This window comes from Streptomyces sp. NPDC054841 (assembly GCF_053611045.1).
Map to the genome: position 1 here is coordinate 1 of NZ_JBSGZO010000616.1, position 4,267 is coordinate 4,267.

Here is a 4,267-nt window from a genome sequence, read left to right on the forward strand (position 1 = left end):
CGTTTGAGCGGATACGTGACGGGCTAGGTTTCGCGACATGGTCTCCGAGCACTCCGTCTCCGAGCACGCCGCCCACGTACTCGTCGCCTCCAACCGCGGCCCCGTCTCGTACGCCTTCCGCGAGGACGGCACGCTCGACGCCCGGCGCGGCGGCGGCGGGCTGGTCTCCGGCCTGTCGGCGATCGGCCCCGACGCGGGCGCCCTGTGGGTGTGCGCGGCGCTCGGCGACGGCGACCGGGAGGCGGTGCGACGCGGCATCGGCGAGCCGGGCGTACGGATGCTCGACATCGACCCGGACATCCACGCGGACGCGTACAACGGCATCGCGAACTCGGTGCTGTGGTTCGTGAACCACATGCTGTACCAGACCCCGCTGGAGCCGGTCTTCGACACGGAGTTCCGGCGGCAGTGGGTCGCGTACCGCACGTACAACCGCGCCTTCGCGGAGGTGCTGGCGGCGGAGGCAGCGCCCGGCGCTGTCGTGCTGATCCAGGACTACCACCTGGCGCTCACCCCGGGGATGCTCCGCGAACACCGCCCCGACCTGCGGATCGGGCACTTCTCGCACACGCCGTGGGCACCGCCGGAGTACTTCCGGATGCTGCCGGACGACATCGCGGAGGAGCTGCTCCTGGGGATGCTGGGCGCGGACCGGCTGGGGTTCCTGACCTCCCGCTGGGCGCAGACGTTCATGCGGACCTGCCCTTCGGTGCTGGGCCCCTACGACGTGGTGCCGGCCTGGCCGAAGGACCAGGCGCCCAGTGTCACGGTCCGCGGCCCGGGGCCCGCCCACGGACGGACGTGGATCGGGGTGCACGGGCTGGGCGCGGACGCCGAGTTCCTGCGGCGCCGCTCGCACGAGCCGGACGTCGCGGAACGGATGGCCGCCCTGCGCGAGCAGATCGGCCCGGGACGGAAGACGATCGTCCGGGTGGACCGGACCGAGCTGTCCAAGAACATCGTGCGCGGGCTGCTGGCGTACCGGACGCTGCTCGACGAACACCCGGAGTGGCGTGAGCGGGTGGTGCATGTCGCGTTCGCGTATCCGTCGCGTCAGGACCTCGCCGTCTACCGCGACTACACGGCGGAGGTCTCCCGGGTCGCCGAGGAGATCAACGCCCAGTACGGCACGCCCGGCTGGACGCCGGTCGTCCTGCACGTCAAGGACGACTTCGCGCGCTCGCTGGCCGCGTACCGGATCGCGGACGTCGCCCTCGTCAACCCGATCCGGGACGGGATGAACCTGGTCGCCAAGGAGATCCCGGTCGTCTCGGACGCGGGGTGCGCGCTGGTGCTGTCGCGGGAGGCCGGGGCGTACGAGGAGCTCCACGAGGAGGCGATCGCCGTGAACCCGTTCGACGTCTCGGGCACGGCCGCCGCGCTGCACCAGGCGCTGTCGATGCCGGACGGCGAACGGGCCGAGCGCACCAAGCGGCTGGCCGCCGCGGCGACCGCGCTGCCGCCGCAGCAGTGGTTCCTCGACCAGCTACACGCGCTGCAGGCGCTCGGCGAGGGCGGCCAGGAAGCCGACGACTTCGCCGGGTCCTGACAGCAGCAGATCGGCGCGCTCGGCCAGCTCCGGCACCTCCGTGCTGCCGCTGCACACGAGCAGACCGGGCACCCCGTCCGAGCGGAGCTTCTCCACGGTGGCGAAGGCGGCGAGGTCGCCGAGGTCGTCGCCCGCGTAGAGGACGGCTCCGGCGTTCGTCTCGCGTACGTAGTCGGCGAGCGCGATGCCCTTGTCGGTGCCGGGCGGGCGCAGTTCCAGGACCAGCCGGCCCGGCTCCACGATCAGCCCGTGGCGGGCGGCCAGCTCGGTGATCGGCCGGCGCAGCGCCTCGAACGCGGCCTGCGGGTCGGCCGCGCGCCGCGTGTGCACCGCGACCGCACGCCCCTTCTCCTCGATCCAGGTGCCCTGCCAGGCCCCGATCTCGTCGAGGAACCCCGGCAGCTCGGCCCGTACGGCCGCGACGCCCGGATGCGGAGCGGAGGCGTGGACGGTGCCGCTGACGGCGTCCCACCGCTCGGCCCCGTAATGCCCGAGCACCACGAGATGCTCCAGCTCGTCGACCCCGGCGAAACCTCCGTACCGCACGGCAACCCCCGCCGGCCGTCCGGTCACCACGGCCACGGACCGGACGCGCGGCGCGAGCGCGGCCAGCGCCGCCACGGCACCCGGGTGCGCCCTGGCCTGCTCCGGGTCCGGCACGATCTCGGCCAGTGTCCCGTCGAAGTCCAGCGCGACCACGCTGTCCTGCGGTCGATCGAGAATCGCGGCGAGCCCGTCACGCCCGGCGGGTGTGGTCGGCTCCGGCAGTGCGTCCGAGTAGCTGCCCATGCCCCGACCCTATCGACGCGCTCCCCGCTCAGCTACGGCGCGCGCCATCGCCTTTCGCGCTGTGCGTCGTCAGCCTTTCGCGCTGCGCGTCATCGCCTTTCGCGCTGCGCGTCACGGACGCGGCGCAGGCGGTTGACCGTCACCGGGTCGTGGGCCAGCGCGCGCGGGTCGTCGAGGAGGGCGTTCAGGAGCTGGTAGTAGCGGGTCGGGGAGATGCCCAGGTCTTCCCGTATCGCCCGCTCCTTCGCACCCGGCCCGGGCCAGGAGGCGCGCTCGACGGCGAGGACGGCGCGGTCCCGGTCGGAGAGGTCCCGGCCGGACTCCCGGCCGGAGAGGTCGTCGGTCATATCAGCAACATAATGGGCCGTCCGGACAGTGCGGCGGCCCTGCCGGCTAGTCGTCGGCCTCGGCCTGGGCCGCGTCGGTCGCTATCCGGCCCAGCACCGCCGACGGCTCGCCGCCGCGCTTGACGGCCTTGCCGATGTTCTGCTTCACGCTGGCGCTGACCTTCGCCCACGACATCTCACCGGACGGATACAGCTCCGACGACGGCAGCGCCTCCAGGAACGGCCGCAGGTCCTTGTGCTTGTCGTCCGCCGCCATCGCCTCGCTCGCGCTGACCGTGACCGGCAGGATGTCGTAGCGGTCCGAGAACTCCAGCACGTTCTTGTCGCTGTACGCGAAGTCGAGGAAGCGGCCGATCTCCTTGCGGTGACCGTTCTGCTTGAAGGCCATCATCCAGTCGGCCACGCCCATCGAAGCCCTGGACTTGCCCTCCTTGCCGGGCATCGGCACCATGCCGACCTTCACGCCCTTCGCCTCCGCCTGCTGCATCAGCGTCGGGTGGCCGTTGAGCATGCCGACCTTCCCGCGCGTGAACGCCTCGAAGGCCTGCGCGCGGTCGAGCTTCCCCGGCGGAACCGGCCCGGTCAGCTTCGGGGTGACAAGGTTGTCCTTCAGCCAGGTGAAGGTCTTGATGTTGTCCGGGGAGTCGATCGCGTACGTGCCGCCGTTGGTGTCCCGGTAGCCGCCGCCCCCGCTCAGCATCCAGATCATCGCCTCGGCCTGGGACTCCTCGGAGCCGAGCGGCAGTGCGAAGGGGTACTCCACCCCGCGCGCCTTCAGCTTCTCCGCCGCGTCGCGCAGCTCGTCCCAGCTGCCGGGCGCCTTGACGCCCGCGTCCGCGAAGAGCTTCTCGTTGAAGAACAGCAGGCGGGTGCTGGCCGCGAACGGCAGGCCGTACTGGACCCGGCCGGCCTGGCCGGCCGCGCTGAGCAGCGGCAGGAAGTTCGCCTGCGTGGGGATGGAGACCAGCTCGTCCGCGCGGTACAGCTTGCCCTGGTCCGCATAGTCGGCGTACGCACCGATCTGGGCGAGGTCCGGCGCGTTGCCGTCGGCCACCATCTCGGCGACCTTCCGGTCGACGTCCTTCCATGAGTGGACGTCGACGTCGACCTTGATCCCGGGGTTCTTCGACTCGAACTCGCGGGCGAGGTCGTCCCAGTACTGCTGGGAGGAGTTGGCCGCGCTGTTGCCGTAGTCGGCGGCCACGAGCTTGAGGGTGACCTCGCCCGACGCGCCGGAGGTCCCGCACCCCGCCAGGACCGCTGTCATGCCGAATGCGACTCCTGCCGCGATCAGACCGAAGAAGCGCCGCTGCACGCCCTGTCCCCACCCTTGTTCTGCTTGCTCCGTAAAGGTAGAGGTCTACACCACAGGGCCCGAGATTGGAAACGCGACCGGTCACGCGGCTTTGTATGCGGGCGCAACAATCCCGAGTAGTGGACTAGACCTTTCATGGGTCCACGCGCGAGACTGTACGCGTGAGACACGTCATCGCCCTCGATGTGGGCGGCACCGGGATGAAGGCCGCCCTGGTCGGGGCGGACGGGGCACTGCTCCACGAGGCACGCCGCGCGACCGGAAGGG

Annotated in this window: 4 protein-coding genes and 1 pseudogene; 2 read left to right on the forward strand and 3 right to left on the reverse strand. The window is 71.4% G+C overall.

The annotated features are described in order from the left end of the window. Nucleotides 1-37 precede the first annotated feature (37 nt). Entirely contained in the window at nucleotides 38-1,549 is a 1,512-nt protein-coding gene (locus ACWGI8_RS40480; protein ID WP_453668448.1) for an alpha,alpha-trehalose-phosphate synthase (UDP-forming), read from the forward strand. Here ACWGI8_RS40480 and otsB read toward each other — a convergent pair. The 3 genes from otsB to ACWGI8_RS40495 all read right to left on the reverse strand — a co-directional run bounded on the left by otsB (nucleotide 1,487) and on the right by ACWGI8_RS40495 (nucleotide 3,952). Then, the gene (gene otsB, locus ACWGI8_RS40485; RefSeq protein ID WP_453668449.1) at nucleotides 1,487-2,338 is read right to left on the reverse strand and encodes a trehalose-phosphatase; all 852 of its coding nucleotides are present in this window, start codon (nucleotides 2,336-2,338) and stop codon (nucleotides 1,487-1,489) included. The two genes, ACWGI8_RS40480 and otsB, sit on opposite strands and share 63 nt — an antisense overlap. Nucleotides 2,339-2,427: 89 nt before the next feature. Then, entirely contained in the window at nucleotides 2,428-2,685 is a 258-nt protein-coding gene (locus tag ACWGI8_RS40490; protein ID WP_453668450.1) for a DUF3263 domain-containing protein, read from the reverse strand. 46 nt (nucleotides 2,686-2,731) lie between these two features. Next, nucleotides 2,732-3,952 (reverse strand): extracellular solute-binding protein, encoded by a 1,221-nt coding sequence (locus ACWGI8_RS40495; RefSeq protein WP_453668451.1) that lies wholly within the window; start codon nucleotides 3,950-3,952, stop codon nucleotides 2,732-2,734. A gap of 209 nt (nucleotides 3,953-4,161) precedes the next feature. Here ACWGI8_RS40495 and ACWGI8_RS40500 point away from each other — a divergent pair. Further along, nucleotides 4,162-4,267, forward strand: a pseudogene (locus tag ACWGI8_RS40500) (ROK family protein); the annotation flags it as partial.

What these genes read in the sequence shown, in the direction of transcription:
- ACWGI8_RS40480 (WP_453668448.1), top strand. Translation starts at nt 38, where the DNA reads ATGGTCTCCGAGCACTCCGTCTCCGAGCACGCCGCCCACGTACTCGTC.
- otsB (WP_453668449.1), bottom strand. Translation starts at nt 2,338, where the DNA reads ATGGGCAGCTACTCGGACGCACTGCCGGAGCCGACCACACCCGCCGGG.
- ACWGI8_RS40490 (WP_453668450.1), bottom strand. Translation starts at nt 2,685, where the DNA reads ATGACCGACGACCTCTCCGGCCGGGAGTCCGGCCGGGACCTCTCCGAC.
- ACWGI8_RS40495 (WP_453668451.1), bottom strand. Translation starts at nt 3,952, where the DNA reads ATGACAGCGGTCCTGGCGGGGTGCGGGACCTCCGGCGCGTCGGGCGAG.